A 15,815-nucleotide genomic window follows, 5' to 3' on the forward strand; every position below is an offset into this window, starting at 1 on the left:
ATTTGTTCTTGATTGGGCCGCCGGCCTTTCGTCATCGATCCATCCAGTATCGGCGATGCGTCTGCCGATAGCGTTCGAGTGACAACCCTGCACCACTCGCTTCGATGCGTCCGGCGCCGTCGTCGTCGCTGCGCGTCAGCTCGATGCCCCGTGCCTGGTAACGCGCATAGACGCCTGCGTAAGGATGATGGAACCGGTTGCGATAGCCTACCTGAAATACCGCAATGGACGGATCGATCGCGTCGAGGAACGGCTCGGTCGATGAGGTCTTGCTGCCGTGATGCGGCACGAGCAGAATCTGCGCGCGCAACGCGGCGCGCTCGCGTGCGAGCAGCGTGCGTTCGACGGGCGCTTCGATGTCGGCCGCCAGCAACGCGATCACGGGCTGTGGTTCGGCCGTGTGCGTTTGCATGTGCGTTCGAACCTGTGCTTGACTTTGCGACACGCCTGCGGCGCCGATTCGCAATACACAACAATGCGCGTTAGGCTTGCCTTGCAGCGGACCCGTGCTCGGCCAGAGCATCGCGAAGTCGACGCCGTCCCATTGCCAGCGCTGGCCCGCTGCGCAGCGCACGGTCTGTGCGCCCTTGCCGCGTGCTGCATGCCATAGCGGATGCGTGGGCGGCAGAGCGGCGAGCAGTTGCCGCACCTCGACGCTATCCAGCACCGCCAAAGCGCCGCCCGAATGATCGGAATCGGCGTGGCTGATGACTAACGTGTCGAGCGCGTCGATACCCGCCGCCTGCAGATACGGCACGACGATGCGTTCGCCCGCGTGCGTCGACTCCGGACCCGGACCGGCGTCGAACAGCAATGCGTGGTGCGCGGTCTCGACGACGATAGACGAGCCTTGCCCGATATCGAGCGCTGTGAGCCTGAAGGCACCTTCGGCGGGCGCGCCCGAGGCCGGCGCGAGCAACGGCAGCCACGTGAGCGGCGCGGCCCAGCGCAACGGCCAGCCAGGCGGCGCGAGGCACCATGCGACACCCACGCCCGCCGACGCCAGCGCCCATGCGCTCGGCTGGGGCAACGGCCAGAGCGTCCACGCGGCGCTCGAAAACAGTTGCAAACCGGCCACCAGGCATTCCAGCAGATGGTGTGCGGCGCGAAAAGCAAGCGCATCGAAGGGCGCGGGCAACGCGACACCGGCAATCACGGCAGGCGTCACAAGCACGCTCACCCACGGAATGGCGAAGGCATTCGCGAATGGACCGATCAACGGTATCTGCGAAAAAAAGCAGACCGTCAGCGGTGCGAGCGCGATCGTCACGGCGAGCTGGACACGGGCGCCGCTGCGTATGCGTTCGTTCAACCCGCCGATGCACAACCGCAAAGCGTCGCCGCAGCGCATGACGAAAGTACGCTCGCCCTCTTCCAGCCCTGCATCGCGCGACGTGTTCCGTGCTATACGCGCGTGCCCCGACATTGCGAACAGGATCGCGCCGACCGCGCAGAACGACAGCCAGAATCCCGCCGATACCACCGCCCAGGGATCGACCAGCAGCACGAGTCCGAGCGCCCACGCGAGGACCACCGATGGCGCGACGCGCCGTCCGCCGAGATAGCTCAGCGCAGCGATGGCCGCCATCCACAAAGTCCGTTGCGCGGGCACGTTGAAGCCCGCAAGGGCCGCGTGAAACGCAGCGAACAGCGCGCCGCTCGCCATCGACACTTTCTGCGCGGGCACGAGCAAAGGCCAGTTGCGTCCGACGAACAACGAGCGCCGCCACGCCATCCCTGTCAGCCAGCCTGCAAGCCCCGCGACGAAGCCGATATGCAAGCCCGAAATCGCGACGAGATGGCTCGTCCCCGTGCGCCGCATCAACTGCCAGTCGGCGGTACTCACGGCGTCCTGCGCGCCGATCGCTAACGCCATGACGACGCCCATATGCGGCGCATCGGCCAGCACGGCGGCAATCCGATTGCGGATCGCCGACCGCAAGCCGTCGACGGTCACGCCGACGCCGCTCGCTTTTCCCCGCAGCCGCAGTGCATGCAACGGCAGATTCACGTAACCCGTCGCCCGGATATCGCGTGCCAGCAGCGCGGCCTCGGCATCGCGCACGCCCCAGTTCGCGTTGCCGTGCGGACGCTTGAGCCGCACGTTCAGGCGCCAGCGCGAACCCGGCTCGAGCGCGGGCGGCGGCGTATCGTTCGCGATCCACGACAATTGCAGCGTACGTGGAAACCGTTCGACGGGCACGTCCGCGGCTTCAACGGCGAACAGGAAGCGCGCGCCGTCCGCACTGCGCGTCGGCAGGCCCTTGACCCAGCCGCGCACGACGATGTCGCGCCCTTCCCACTCCCGCGGCAATTCGAACGCGAGCCGCGTCTGCGCGCGCCACGCCCCGTAACCGAAGCCGGCGCACGCCGCCGCGACGAGCACTGCAAACCAGCCCGCACGCGAAAACCACCCGGTGCCGCGCCGGAAGCACAGCCGCGCAACGACGGCCAGCGCACAGGCGCTCGCGGCCAATACGAGCCACGTCAGCCATCCCGGCAACGCGGGCTGCTGCTGCAGCCACACGACGCCCACTGCAAATCCACACCACACCGCCCGCATGCCGCCTCCGCGCCCGACGCCCGCGCGGCATCGCCGCTATATTCATCAGGATACCGAATCAATATCAGCGGTCATGCACGAAGCAGGCCAGAGAGTGATTATGCAGGGTAAAGGGCCAGCCGAGGCAATGCGGCGTGCGCATTAGCCGTTGTGCCTAGTGCGAGCTCGTTTCGATCGATGCCGCGCTGTTCGGCGAGAATCGCGCCGATCGCAGGGATCTGATCCGGCGTGTTGCGCTGCCTGTAACGCCATGAAGGCGCGATATCGGGCGCATCGGTTTCGACCACGAGCGCATCGAGCGGTAGCTGCGCCGCGAGCCGGCGGATCTGCAGCGCGCGCTCGAACGTCACATTGCCGCCGAAGCCGAGATGCATGCCGTGGTCGATGAATGCCTGCGCCTGCTGGAAACTGCCGTTGAACGCGTGCGCGATGCCGCGATGCACGTTGTTGCGCCGCAGGCCCTTCAACACCTGGTCCTGCGACTTGCGCACGTGGCAAATCACGGGAAGATCGAATTCGCGTGCGAGCTTCAGTTGCTCGTTGTAGTAGAACTGCTGCGCGTCCTCATCGAGCCCTTGTACGAAATAGTCGAGACCGATCTCGCCCAGCCCGACGAAGCGCGGATCAGCAAGACTCGCCTCGATTTCCATGCGCAGCACGTCAAGATCGGCAGGCTGCGCCTGCGGCGTGAAAAGGGGATGAATGCCAAGCGCATACGCCCCGCCCTCCACGCGATGCGCCAGTTCGCGCACCGTCGAAAAATTGCTGCGCGCAATGCCCGGAATCACGATCCGGCTCACGCCCGCGTCGAACGCCGCGCTCGCGACGGTATCGCGGTCCGCGTCGAATTCCGACGCGTCGAGATGACAGTGCGTATCGATCCACATGCGCGCAGCATTCCTCTGGTTGCAATCAACGGTACTCAAACGGGGACCGTCGGCTCCTCGTACAGCACGCCATCGCGCAAACGCATGATGCGGTCGCAACGTGCGGCCAGATCGGGATCGTGCGTGACGATCACGAAGCTGGTCGAGAGCGTGTTCGACAGTTCGAGCATCAGGTTGAACACCGTATCCGCCGTGCCGCCGTCGAGATTGCCCGTCGGCTCGTCCGCGAGCACGCAGGCCGGCTTGGTCACCAGCGCACGCGCGATCGCGACGCGCTGACGCTCGCCGCCCGACAGCTCGCCGGGACGATGCTTCGCGCGATGCGCGAGCCCGACACGTTCCAGCATGTCGAGTGCCTGCTTGCGCGCATCCTCCGTCGTCATGCGACGGATGCGCAGCGGCATCGCGACGTTGTCGAGCGCGCTGAATTCGGGCAGCAAATGATGGAACTGATAGACGAAGCCGAGCGCGCGGTTGCGCAAGTCGTTGCGTTCGCGCTCGGAGAGCTTCGTGAACGGCTTGCCCATCACCTCGACGTGGCCCGTGCTCGGATCGTCGAGACCGCCCAGCACGTGCAGCAGCGTGCTCTTGCCGGAGCCGGACGCGCCGACGATCGCGAGCTTCTCGCCGCGCCGCACATGCAGTTGCGTGTTGTTCAGCACTTGCACGTTCAGGCCGCCCTGAACGAACGCCTTCGAAATGCCCGTCGCTTCGAGCACGTACGGATGCAGAGCAGAATCTTGAGAAGCCATCGACGTGTTGTTGGGACGATCATTCATAACGCAGCGCCTCCGCCGGACGCACCTTTGCGCCGCGCCAGCTCGGATAGAGCGTGGCGAGACACGACAGCAGAAAGGCGATCACGCCGATCTTGATCACGTCGCCGGGCACGAGTTCCGACGGCAGCTCGCTGATGAAGTACACCGACGGCGGCAGGAATTGCACGTGTAGCAGATGCTCGATCATCGGCACGAGCCACGGAATGCTCCACGCGATCAGGCAGCCGAGCGCGACGCCGATCCCTGTGCCGACGAAGCCGATCGTCATGCCCTGGACGACGAAAATCTTCATGATCGAACCGGGCTGCGCGCCGAGCGTGCGCAGAATCGCGATATCGGCCTGTTTGTTGGTCACCGTCATCACCAGGGACGAAACGAGATTGAACGCGGCCACCGCAATGATCAGCGTGAGAATGATGAACATCATCCGCTTCTCGATCTGCACCGCCGAGAACCACGTCTTGTTCTGCTGCGTCCAGTCGCGGATATACAGGTCTCCCGAGAGCGTGCGCGCAAGCTGATGCGCGACTTCCGGCGCGCGCTGCATGTCCTTCAGACGCAGCCGCACGCCAGTCGGCGCGGGCAGCCGGAACAACGCCTGCGCGTCGCGGATGTCGATCAGCGCCAGCGTGCTGTCGTATTCGTAATGGCCGGATTCGAAGACGCCGACCACGTTGAACTGCTTGAGGCGCGGCAACAGACCCGCAGGCGTCATCGTGCCTTCGGGCGCGACGAGCGTGATCTTGTCGCCCGTCGTGACGCCGAGCGCAGCGGCAAGATCCGCGCCGAGCACGATGCCGAATTCGCCCGGCTTCAGGTCGTTGAGACTGCCCGCCTTCATTTCCTTGCCGATGTCCGACACTTCCGGCTCGAGCGACGGCTCGACGCCGCGCAGCGCGACACCGCTCACAGCGTCCTGGCGAGTCAGCAGCGCCTGCGCTTCCACGTACGGCGCCGCGCCGATCACTTCCTTATTCTGCTTCGCTTCCTGCGCGGTCAACTGCCAGTTCGGCATCGAACCCGCCGGCGAAAAAATCTCGACGTGCGCGAGCACCGACAGCATGCGGTCGCGCACCTCCTTCTGGAAACCGTTCATCACCGACAGCACGACGATTAGCGCGGCGACGCCGAGCGCGATGCCCGACATCGACACGAGCGCGATGAACGAGATGAAGCCGTTCCCCGTGGTGCGTTTGCCGGCGCGCGTGTAGCGCCAGCCGATCTGCCATTCATATGGAAGTTTCAAGCGAGTCCTTTTTCAGCGTGATTGCGCTGTGTTCTGCAGTTACCGGACATCCGCGCGGCCCGTGGTTCGAAGACGGCCCGGCGCGCGAATGCCGTGTCGATTGGGCGCGAATTGCGGCCGATGGTTCCAGAACGGCGGCTTGCAGCCGGCTTCGTCATCCCGCGCAGGCCCGGTGGCCCCGCGCAACGGCGCCTTGGCGTACCGCGCGGTGCGCGCGCAATCGTTGCGTGAATTGTACGCATCGGCGCACAAGTCACCGTCTCCGTTCCCCGCCATTGCGGATCAACGGGGCGAAGTTTGCCATACAATGCGCAGCATCATGAATGCCAACCGACTGCACCTTCTGCTGCCCTTCGCGCTGCCCGCCGCGGCCGACGCCTCCATCGCGCTGCATTCCCTGGACATCCCTGCCCTTGACAAGCTGGTCGCCCGCGCGACGCTCGTCGAACGCGTGATCGGCGAAGACTTCCAGCGCACGCTGCCGCACGAGCGCTGGGTCGCGCGCAGCTTCGGCGCGGTGCCGGCGGGGCAGGCCGCCGAAGACGAAGCGCCCCTCGCGCCGTACATGCTGCTCGCCGACGGCGGCCAGCCGGGCGACGCGACGTGGGCCTGCGTGCAGCCAGTGCATGTGCGGATCGCGCACGATCATCTGGTCCTGATCGATCCCGCCTCGCTGGAACTCGCCGACGCCGACGCGCGTGCCCTCCTTGACGTGGCGCGCCCGCTGATCGAAGAGCTGGGCGTGCGCCTCGAGGCGCCGCAGCCGTCACGCTGGTATCTGTCCAGCGACGCGTTCGGCACGCTTGCGGGCGCGTCGCCGTTACGTGCGAGCGGCCGCAACATCGAAATCTGGCTGCCGCACGAAGCGCACACGGGTGAGCGCTCGCGCGCCTGGATGAAGCTGCAGAACGAAGTGCAGATGGCGTGGTTCGAACATCCCGTGAACGAGGCGCGCGAGGCGCGCGGGCTGCCTGCCGTCAATTCGATCTGGTTCCACGCGCAAGGCGCCGCGCAGCCCGTGCGCAGCGACTTCACACGTGTGCTGTCCGATGCGGCGGCGACGCGCGGTCTCGCGCTCGCCGCCAACGCGGCGACGGGCGCACCGCCCGCCGCCTTCGACGCCTGGCGCAACGACAGCGCGAACGGCAACGCCACCTTGATCGAACTCGATCCGTTCTCGGCGCCCTTCATCGAACAGGACTGGGGCCGCTGGAACGGCGCGTTCGCGGCGCTCGAACGCGACTGGCTGGCGCCCGCGCTGACGGCGCTGCAAGCCGGCGATCTGGGCGAACTCGGTTTGACGCTGTGCGGCGACACCGGCTCCGTCACGCTGAGCGTCACGCGCGGCGATCTGCGCAAATTCTGGCGGCGCCGTCTGTTTGCGTCGCTTTTCATTGAATGAACCGTTTTCCGCCCGATCCGCGCATGACCCGAATCGTTACCCGCCCCTGCTCTCCCGCCGACGCCGAAGCGTTGATCCGCCACGGCCTGCATCCCGTGCTCGCGCGTCTGTACGCGTCGCGCGGCGTCTGCCTGCCCGATGAGGTCGAAACCGGCCTCGCGCGCCTCACGCCGCCCGCGTCGCTCAAAGGCTGCGACACGGCCGCCGCGCTGCTCGCCGATGCGATCGAAGGCAAACGCCGCATGCTGGTCGTCGCCGACTACGACTGCGACGGCGCGACCGCCTGCGCCGTCGCCGTACGCGGACTGCGGATGTTCGGCGCGCAGATCGACTACCTCGTGCCGAATCGCTTCGAGTACGGCTACGGTCTGACGCCTGAAATCGTCGGGCTTGCCGCGCAGCGTCCCGGCGGCAAGCCCGACTTGCTGATCACCGTCGACAACGGCATTGCAAGCGTCGACGGAGTCGAGGCGGCGAACGCGCTCGGCATCGATGTGCTCGTCACCGACCATCACCTGCCCGGCGACGAACTACCCGCCGCGCGCGCGATCGTCAATCCGAACCAGCCGGGATGCTCGTTTCCGAGCAAATGCATGGCGGGCGTCGGCGTGATGTTCTACGTGCTGCTCGCGTTGCGCGCCGAACTGCGCACGCGCGGCGCGTTCGGCGAAACGCGTCCGGAGCCGCGCCTCGACGGCCTGCTCGACCTCGTCGCGCTTGGCACGGTGGCCGACGTCGTCAAGCTCGACGGCAACAACCGGGTGCTGGTTGCGCAGGGTTTGCAGCGCATCCGCAATGGGCGCATGCAACCGGGCATCGCCGCTCTTTTTCGCGCAGCGGGGCGCGATGCGCGCAGCGCGTCGGGCTTCGATCTGGGCTTCGCGCTCGGGCCGCGGTTGAACGCGGCGGGACGTTTGTCGGACATGTCGCTGGGCATCGACTGCCTGACGACGGACGACGTCGGACGCGCGTGGGAGCTCGCGCAACAGCTCGACGCGATGAACCGCGAGCGGCGCGAAATCGAAGCGGGCATGCAGCAGCAGGCGCTCGATGACTTGTCGGGCGTCGATCCCGCCGGCGCGACGACGATCACGCTGTTCAATCCGACGTGGCATCAGGGCGTGATCGGCATCGTCGCCGGGCGCCTGAAGGAAAAATTCCATCGTCCGTCATTCACGTTCGCGCTGGCCGACGAGCGTGGCGAGACGGTCAAGGGCTCGGGGCGCTCGATTCCCGGCTTCCACCTGCGCGACGCGCTTGATCTGGTGTCGAAGCGCGAGCCGGGCCTGATCGCCAGGTTCGGCGGCCACGCGATGGCGGCGGGCCTGACCATCGCGACCGCCGATCTGCAGCGTTTCACGGCGGCCTTCGAGCAGATCGGCCGAGAGTGGCTCACGCAGGACGTGCTGGCACGCACGTTGGAGACGGACGGCGAACTCGAAGACGCGTATTTCACACCGCAATTCGTCGAGATGCTGGACGCGGCTGTCTGGGGACAGGGCTTTCCCGCGCCCGTTTTTTCGGGCGAATTCGATGTGATGTCGCAAGCGCTGGTGAAGGACAAACACCTCAAGCTGCAACTGATGCGCGGGCGGCAGCGCTTCAATGCAATCTGGTTCAATCATACGGAATCGCTGCCGGCACGGACGACGGTTGCGTACCGACTGTCTGCCGATTCCTGGAATGGCGTGGCGCGGGTGCAGCTCATCGTTGAACACGCCGTGTCGTAGGCCGGTCTGCGCGCGGCCCTCGCGTCTGGTGATCCGCTATAATTTTGGTTTTTGGTGTAGCGGTTCGGGTTGTGATTTGTGCCTTCGGCCTTTTGCGCTGGCATTCGAGTTTTGCTGTTGGTCGGCTGGCGTTGCCCCGTGCGGGGCGGCACCTGCCTTTCTTTGCCGCCGCAAAGAAAAGCAGGCCAAAGAAAACGGCTAACACTGCGAGTGCCAGTTGTTACGCACGGGCCCCCAACGTCCCCTTGCCTGGCACCTCGTCGTGCTCGCATCGCCCCGTTGCCAACGCCCCGTTTGCTCGCCTCACCCACTTCAACCTCTGTGCCCCAGCCAGCGGTGTCGAACATCCACGGCCCCTGCACGCGGTCGATCACCGTCTGCCATCGGGGCGCGCGATGGTCGGGGGCAAATGCGGTTCACGACGCGCGTAAGGCGGGTGAGGCATTTGAATGGCGCGCTGGCAACGAGGTTGAAGACGTGCGTTGCGGCGTGGAGTGTGGGGACGTTGAGGGCCCGTGGTTAACTGTCAAGACTCGGCGGTGTGAGCGGCTTTCTTTGCCGCCCTGTACAGAGGCAACGGATGAACCACGACAGCACCACGCGGCGGCCAACCAAAGCACGAAACCGAAGTCAAAATCGTAACCCTGACTGCGTCGCAGACAAAAACCTTACTTATCTCACTGGATCGACATGGAAGCGGAACGCCTGAACTCCATTGACTCCTCTCTGGCGGACCTGCGCACACGCGCAGGCGAGCTCCGGGGGTATCTTTGACTACGATGCAAAGTCGGTGCGACTGATCGAAGTCAACAAGGAACTCGAAGACCCGAACGTCTGGAATGACTCCCAGCACGCACAGGCGCTCGGCAAGGAAAAGAAGTTGCTCGAAGGCGTCGTCGACGTGCTGTCGTCGCTCGATAACGACCTGCGCGACACGAAGGACCTCTTCGATATGGCGCGCGAGGAAAACGACGAGGACACGCTCGTCGCGTGCGAGGAAGACGTCGCAAAGCTGACGACGCGCGTCGAAGACATGGAGTTCCGCCGGATGTTCTCGAATCCGGCCGACCCGAACAACGCGTTCATCGACATTCAGGCGGGCGCGGGCGGTACGGAAGCGTGCGACTGGGCGTCGATGCTGCTGCGCCAGTATCTGCGCTATTGCGAACGCAAGGGCTTCAAGACGGAAGTGCTGGAAGAGTCCGAAGGCGACGTCGCCGGCATCAAGAGCGCGACGATCAAGGTCGAAGGCGAATACGCGTACGGCTTCCTGCGCACCGAAACGGGCATTCACCGCCTCGTGCGCAAATCGCCGTTCGACTCGTCGGGCGGCCGTCACACGTCGTTCTCGTCGGTGTTCGTCTATCCGGAAATCGACGAGTCGTTCGAGATCGAAGTCAATCCGGCCGATCTGCGCATCGACACGTACCGCGCTTCGGGCGCGGGCGGTCAGCACATCAACAAGACGGACTCCGCCGTGCGTATCACGCACATCCCGTCGGGCATCGTCGTGCAGTGCCAGAACGACCGCTCGCAGCACCGCAATCGCGCCGAAGCGATGGCAATGCTGAAATCGCGCCTGTACGAAGCCGAAATGCGCAAACGCCAGTCGGAGCAGGACAAGCTCGAAGCAGGCAAGTCGGACGTGGGCTGGGGTCATCAAATCCGCTCGTACGTGCTCGACAACAGCCGTATCAAGGACCTGCGCACCAACGTCGAAATCAGCAACACGAAGAGCGTGCTCGACGGCGATCTCGACGCATTCATCAGCGCGAGCCTGAAACAGGGCATCTAAGGGCAGCGCACCCGGCGCGGCACATTCCGCCGCGCCGCATTTTTTCACCGCCTGTGCGCCCGCATCGTCGAGCGCCCACGAGGCACCGGACACCGAACATCATCACCATGACCGAACCGACCCAGCCTAACGCTGCCCCGCAGAACGCAGTCGAACTGGACGACAACCAGATCATCGCTGAGCGCCGCGAAAAGTTGCGCGCGCTGCGCGAGCAAGGCGTCGCCTATCCGAACGACTTCCGTCCGACCCACCACGCCGCCGATCTGCAAACGGAATACGCGGACGCCGACAAGGACGCGCTCGAAACCAAAGCGCTGCACGTCGCGCTGGCCGGCCGGATGATGCTCAAGCGTGTGATGGGCAAGGCGAGCTTCGCAACGGTGCGCGACGGCTCGGGCCAGATCCAGTTTTTCATCACGCCCGCCGATGTCGGCGAAGCGACCTACGAAGCATTCAAGAAGTGGGATCTGGGCGACATCGTGGCCGCGAAGGGCGTGCTGTTCCGCACCAACAAGGGCGAACTCTCGGTGCGCTGCACGGAACTGCGTCTGCTGTCGAAAGCCCTGCGTCCGCTGCCGGACAAGTTCCACGGTCTCGCCGACCAGGAAATGCGCTATCGCCAGCGCTATGTCGACCTGATCGTCACGGACGAAGCGCGCAAGACCTTCGTCGCACGTACGAAGGCCGTGTCGTCGATCCGCAAGTTCATGGCCGAGGCGGACTTCATGGAAGTCGAAACGCCGATGCTGCACCCGATCCCGGGCGGCGCCGCGGCCAAGCCGTTCGTCACGCATCACAATGCGCTCGACATGCAGATGTTCCTGCGTATCGCGCCGGAGCTGTATCTGAAGCGACTGGTGGTCGGCGGCTTCGAGCGCGTGTTCGAAATCAACCGGAATTTCCGTAACGAGGGCGTGTCGCCGCGTCACAACCCGGAATTCACGATGATGGAGTTCTACGCTGCGTACACCGACTACAAGTGGCTGATGGATTTCACGGAACAACTGATCCGTCAGGCCGCCGTCGACGCGCTCGGCAACGCGGCCATCACGTATCAGGGCCGCGAACTCGATCTGTCGAAGCCGTTCCATCGTCTGACAATCACGCAGGCAATCCAGAAATACGCGCCGCAATACTCGGACGCGCAACTGGCCGACGGCGCGTTCCTGCGCACCGAACTGAAGAAGTTCGGTGTGGACGCGACACAGCCGGCGTTCCTGAACGCGGGCATCGGCGCGCTGCAACTGGCGCTGTTCGAAGAAACCGCGGAATCGCAACTCTGGGAGCCGACTTTCATCATCGACTATCCGATCGAAGTGTCGCCGCTGGCGCGCGCGTCGGATAGCGTCGACGGCATCACCGAGCGCTTCGAGCTGTTCATTACGGGCCGCGAGATCGCGAACGGCTTCTCGGAGCTGAACGATCCCGAAGACCAGGCTGCACGCTTCAAGAAGCAGGTCGACCAGAAAGACGCGGGCGACGAGGAAGCGATGTACTACGACGCCGACTACATCCGCGCGCTCGAGTACGGCATGCCGCCTGCGGGCGGCTGCGGCATCGGCATCGACCGTCTCGTGATGCTGCTCACGGACAGCCCGAGCATCCGCGACGTTATCCTGTTCCCGCATTTGCGTCGCGAAGACTGATCTCCCGCCGCGTTAAGCGCGGCTTCAATCGCGTGCACGGAGGGTTTGCTGGCGCCGTGCACGGCGCTTCTCCCCTTGCCCTGCCCCGTTGCCGACCGGTTTGTAACTATCGGTAAAAGCTGCGTTGTCGCGACTTGCATCCGCGCCCCTCGAACTCGCCGAAGCCCGGTGCCGGCGCGGCTTAGCCGCTCCCGTGCGCTTTTTTGCGTGAACAGGAAAACTGAAGTGCCAGCGCGCCAGGTTACATTCTGAAACCCTACCCTTTTTCCGATGTCCGACACTTAGAACGTGCGTGTGACCCCGCACGCAATGCAGTCTTCAACCCGGTCAACTCTCCCCGGACGAGGCCAAACACCATGAATAATCCGAATGACACGCAACGCCGTCTTCATCCACTGATCGCAGTCGCTGCAGGCGCTGTCATCGTCGCCAGTCTCGCCGCGACAGCAGCGGTGACGGGACTGTTCCCGAGGGCGTCAAGCAATGACGCGGAAAACCCCCAGACGCAATCGGCTGCCGTGACCCAACAGCAGCAGCCTGTCGTCGATACGGCCCAACCGGCCAGTCTGCCCGCGCAGCAAACGACGGCTGCTCAGCAGCAAGCTGATCAGCAGGCAGCGGCGCAACAAGCGCTGGCCGCTCAACAGGCGCCGCGCGCACCCGCACCGAACCAGCAATACCCGCAACAGCCGCAGTATGCGCAACAACCGCAACAGCAATACGCACCACGACAACAGGCGCAGCCGGCCTATTGCTCGACCTGCGGCACCGTCGAAGCCATCTCCGCCGTGCGTCAGGAAGGGCACGGCACGGGGATCGGCGCAGTCGGCGGTGCAGTGGCGGGCGGTGTCGTGGGCAACCAGTTCGGCGCCGGCAACGGCCGCACGGCCATGACGCTGCTCGGCGCACTGGGTGGCGGTCTCGCCGGGAACTCGGTCGAAAAACATCTGCGCAGCACGACGACCTACTCGGTGCGCGTGCATATGGAGAACGGCAAGACCCGCTACTTCACTTATCACGAAGCGCCGCCGTTCCAGCAAGGCCAACGCGTGCGCGTACAGAATGGCACGCTTGTGGCAGGCTGAACCCGTTTTTGAGCCGCAAGAAGAAAGGCGACTTCCTCGGAAGTCGCCTTTCTTTTTCAAGCTGCTGCAGGGACTCAATAATCTGCGTCCTCGATCCACGCCGCTTGGATCGCTTCAAGAATCTTCTCGTTCGAGCGGTTCGGGTCGTCGTCGAAGCCGTCCAGTTCCATCACCCAGCGGTGAAGATCGGTGAACCGCACCTGTTGCGGATCGATCTCCGGGTGCTTGTCGGTCAAGGCCATCGCGATGTCTTGCGTGTCGGTCCACTTCATGGCTGCATGCTCCTGTTAGTGATTTTCCTTCGCGTGGTTGATCGAATAACGCGGAATCTCGACCACCAGGTCGTCGCCTTCGGGCATGATTGCCTGGCACGACAACCGCGACTCGCGCTCGAGACCCCATGCCTTGTCGAGCAGATCGTCCTCGTCCTCTTCCGACGGTTCCAGCGCGTTGAAGCCCTCACGCACGATGACGTGGCAGGTCGTGCACGCGCACGACTTCTCGCACGCATGCTCGATTTCGATGCCGTTGTCGAGCAGGTTGTCGCAGATGCTCTTGCCCGGCACGGCGTCGATGACCGCGCCGTCTGGACATAGTTCCACGTGAGGCAGCACAACGATTTGAGGCATACAAATTCCGTTTGGTCTGTGGGCACGGACGCCGCCCTTCAGGCACCGTACCATTTTACTGGTGGCGCGGCCGTTTTTGGCACGCGCCGCGTGAATCAGAGCTCGTCGAGCTTCTTGCCCGCGAGTGCGCGTCGAATGCTCTTGTCCATCCGGCGCGCCGCGAATTCGTCGGTGCCTTCGGCGAGCGTCTTCGTCGCCGTTTCTATCGCGTCGACATCGTCGCCAGGCGCAACACCGCGCAACGCGGCAACGAGGCCCTCGAGCGTCGCGCGTTCGTCGGCGTCTAGCAGTTCGCCGTCGGCGGCGAGTGCCGCTTGCGTCGCTTCGATCAGCCGCTGCGCCTCGACTTGCGCCTCGCGCAACGCTCGTGCGCGCATGTCGACTTCGGCCGTCTTGAAGCTGTCTTCGAGCATGCGTGCGACATCGTCGTCAGCGAGGCCATATGACGGCTTCACCACGACCGACGCCTCCACACCCGAATGCTGCTCGCGTGCGAACACGGACAGCAAGCCGTCCGCGTCGACCTGATACGTGACGCGGATGCGCGCTGCGCCCGCCGCCATCGGCGGAATGCCGCGCAACTCGAAACGCGCGAGCGAGCGGCAATCGGACACCAGTTCGCGCTCGCCCTGGACGACGTGAATCGCCATCGCCGTCTGGCCGTCCTTGAACGTCGTGAACTCCTGCGCGCGCGCGATCGGAATGGTCGAATTGCGCGGGATGATCTTCTCGGCGAGGCCGCCCATCGTTTCGACGCCGAGGGACAGCGGAATCACGTCGAGCAGCAGCCACTCGTCTCCGTCGGCGCCGCGGTTGCCCGCGAGCAGATCGGCCTGGATTGCCGCGCCGAGCGCGACGACCTGATCGGGATCGAGATTGGTCAGCGGCGGCTGACCGAAAAAGCTTTCGACCGCGCGACGAATCACGGGCATGCGCGTCGCGCCGCCCACGAGCACCACGCCATTGATGTCGGCGGCCGTCAGTTTGGCGTCGCGCAGCGCCTTTTTCGTCGGGCCGAGCGTGCGCTGCACCAGCGCCTGCGTGATCGTTTCGAACGCGGCTTCGTCGACGGTGACATCGATCTTCGCGCCGCTCGCAAGCGTCACCTGAACGGCTGCACTCGGTGCGGACGACAGCGCTTCCTTCGCGACGCGCACGCTGTCCAGCAGCAGACGCACGTCTTCGGGCGTCAGCGCCTGCGGCGTCACATTCGCCTTGTCGAGCACGTGCCGATACAACGCGTGATCGAAGTCGTCGCCGCCGAGCGCCGAATCGCCGCCCGCCGCCAGCACCTCGAAGACGCCCTTCGTGAGCTTCAGGATGGACAGGTCGAATGTGCCGCCGCCGAGATCGTAGACCGCGTACAGCCCTTCTGCGCCGTTATCGAGGCCGTAGGCGATCGCTGCCGCCGTCGGCTCGTTCAGCAGGCGCAGCACGTTCAGGCCGGCGAGACGGGCGGCGTCTTTGGTAGCCTGGCGCTGCGCTTCGTCGAAATAGGCGGGCACCGTGATCACCGCCCCGACCAGTTCATCGCCAAGTGTATCTTCCGCGCGGTAACGCAGCGTCGCGAGTATTTCTGCGGACACTTCGACGGGACTCTTCACGCCATCGATGGTACGGATCTGCACCATGCCCGGCGCATCGACGAAATCGTACGGCGCGTTTTCCGCGTGCTCGACCTCGCTCTTGCCGCGCCCCATGAAGCGCTTGACGGACACGATCGTGTTGCGCGGATCGGTGGCGGCCTCCGCTTTCGCGGCGCGTCCGATACGCCGACCGCCCTTCTCCAGATACCGCACGACGGACGGCAGCAGATAGTGGCCTTCCTCGTCGGGCAACACGTCGGGCACGCCGCTGCGCACAGCCGCGACGAGCGAGTTGGTGGTGCCGAGGTCGATGCCGACGGCAAGACGCCGCTGATGCGGCGCAGGGGCCATGCCGGGTTCAGAGATTTGCAGTAAAGCCATCTGGAGTCTTCTTCGGGGACTGTTTCGCCCCGGTCCTGATCATGTTGTTCGCGTGATGAATGTGAGCCGCTGCTTCGGGCAGCGCC

General features: G+C 64.9%; 12 protein-coding genes. 5 read left to right on the forward strand and 7 right to left on the reverse strand.

All coding sequences use genetic code 11. The annotated features are described in order from the left end of the window. Positions 1-31 precede the first annotated feature (31 nt). The 4 genes from BPHY_RS07350 to BPHY_RS07365 form a co-directional block, all read right to left on the reverse strand. The gene (locus BPHY_RS07350) at positions 32-2,563 is read right to left on the reverse strand and encodes a ComEC/Rec2 family competence protein (protein ID WP_012400838.1); all 2,532 of its coding nucleotides are present in this window, start codon (positions 2,561-2,563) and stop codon (positions 32-34) included. A 98-nt stretch (positions 2,564-2,661) separates the two neighbouring features. After that, on the reverse strand, positions 2,662-3,450 hold the full coding sequence (locus tag BPHY_RS07355; RefSeq protein ID WP_012400839.1) for a TatD family hydrolase: 789 nt from the start codon (positions 3,448-3,450) through the stop codon (positions 2,662-2,664). Positions 3,451-3,485: 35 nt separating this feature from the next. Then, positions 3,486-4,229 (reverse strand): lipoprotein-releasing ABC transporter ATP-binding protein LolD, encoded by a 744-nt coding sequence (lolD, locus tag BPHY_RS07360; RefSeq protein ID WP_012400840.1) that lies wholly within the window; start codon positions 4,227-4,229, stop codon positions 3,486-3,488. Continuing rightward, positions 4,222-5,475 carry a lipoprotein-releasing ABC transporter permease subunit gene (locus BPHY_RS07365; protein WP_012400841.1) on the reverse strand — a complete coding sequence of 418 codons (1,254 nt, stop codon included), beginning with the start codon at positions 5,473-5,475 and terminating at the stop codon, positions 4,222-4,224. Before BPHY_RS07365 ends, lolD begins: the two co-directional genes overlap by 8 nt. 307 nt (positions 5,476-5,782) lie before the next feature. On the opposite strand from BPHY_RS07365, the gene BPHY_RS07375 reads away from it, so the two are divergent. From BPHY_RS07375 to BPHY_RS07395, 5 genes are all read left to right on the forward strand, one after another. Next, positions 5,783-6,877, forward strand: coding sequence for a hypothetical protein (locus BPHY_RS07375; protein ID WP_012400842.1), 1,095 nt, complete (start codon positions 5,783-5,785; stop codon positions 6,875-6,877). Between the two features lie 23 nt (positions 6,878-6,900). After that, positions 6,901-8,607 carry a single-stranded-DNA-specific exonuclease RecJ gene (recJ, locus tag BPHY_RS07380; RefSeq protein WP_041763842.1) on the forward strand — a complete coding sequence of 569 codons (1,707 nt, stop codon included), beginning with the start codon at positions 6,901-6,903 and terminating at the stop codon, positions 8,605-8,607. Positions 8,608-9,297: 690 nt separating this feature from the next. Beyond that, positions 9,298-10,402, forward strand: a protein-coding gene (gene prfB, locus BPHY_RS07385) for a peptide chain release factor 2 (RefSeq protein WP_157686514.1) whose coding sequence is annotated in 2 segments (ribosomal slippage) — positions 9,298-9,378 and positions 9,380-10,402 — 1,104 coding nt in all. Because the reading frame shifts where the segments join, the coding sequence is not laid out codon by codon here. 107 nt (positions 10,403-10,509) lie between these two features. Further along, positions 10,510-12,048: a lysine--tRNA ligase gene (gene lysS, locus BPHY_RS07390; protein ID WP_012400845.1), complete on the forward strand. Its 1,539-nt coding sequence runs from the start codon at positions 10,510-10,512 to the stop codon at positions 12,046-12,048. 356 nt (positions 12,049-12,404) lie between these two features. Continuing rightward, positions 12,405-13,133, forward strand: a complete 729-nt coding sequence (locus BPHY_RS07395) for a glycine zipper 2TM domain-containing protein (RefSeq protein WP_012400846.1) — start codon at positions 12,405-12,407, stop codon at positions 13,131-13,133. A gap of 74 nt (positions 13,134-13,207) precedes the next feature. On the opposite strand, the gene iscX is transcribed toward BPHY_RS07395, so the two are convergent. The 3 genes from iscX to hscA form a co-directional block, all read right to left on the reverse strand. Next, entirely contained in the window at positions 13,208-13,405 is a 198-nt protein-coding gene (gene iscX, locus BPHY_RS07400; RefSeq protein ID WP_007586799.1) for a Fe-S cluster assembly protein IscX, read from the reverse strand. A 15-nt stretch (positions 13,406-13,420) separates the two neighbouring features. Beyond that, the gene (gene fdx / locus BPHY_RS07405; RefSeq protein ID WP_012400847.1) at positions 13,421-13,762 is read right to left on the reverse strand and encodes an ISC system 2Fe-2S type ferredoxin; all 342 of its coding nucleotides are present in this window, start codon (positions 13,760-13,762) and stop codon (positions 13,421-13,423) included. A 95-nt stretch (positions 13,763-13,857) separates the two neighbouring features. Further along, positions 13,858-15,729, reverse strand: a complete 1,872-nt coding sequence (gene hscA, locus BPHY_RS07410; RefSeq protein WP_012400848.1) for a Fe-S protein assembly chaperone HscA — start codon at positions 15,727-15,729, stop codon at positions 13,858-13,860. Between the last annotated feature and the right edge of the window lie 86 nt (positions 15,730-15,815).

Source organism: Paraburkholderia phymatum STM815, assembly GCF_000020045.1.
Lineage (GTDB): Bacteria > Pseudomonadota > Gammaproteobacteria > Burkholderiales > Burkholderiaceae > Paraburkholderia > Paraburkholderia phymatum.